At 48.3% G+C, this 290-nt stretch carries 1 protein-coding gene; it reads right to left on the reverse strand.

What is annotated here, in order from left to right:
- On the reverse strand, positions 1-290 hold a 290-nt coding region (locus tag AB4512_RS25300; protein ID WP_372176214.1), incomplete at both ends, for an efflux RND transporter permease subunit.

Consider the following 290-nt stretch of genomic DNA (forward strand, 5'->3'; position numbering starts at 1 on the left):
CTATCAAGGTCACCAGCCCCACTTCGGTGTATATGTTGAGCGTATCAATGCCCAAATACAGTGGCATCAGAGCACCAAAGATAGACAGTGGCACACTGGTTAGTACCACTAAAGGATCTCGCAAGCTTTCAAACTGAGCCGCCAGCACCAAGTAGATGATCACAAGCGCGAGGAAGAACGTCGTAACCAGTGACGAGCCTTCTTGTAGGAACTGTCTCAATTGGCCTGAAGTATCGGTCGTATAAGACTTAGGCAATATCTTCGCCGCCCCTTCTTCCATCACTTTATAG

Source organism: Vibrio sp. 10N.222.52.B7 (assembly GCF_041474275.1).
In the GTDB taxonomy this organism is placed as follows: domain Bacteria; phylum Pseudomonadota; class Gammaproteobacteria; order Enterobacterales; family Vibrionaceae; genus Vibrio; species Vibrio crassostreae_C.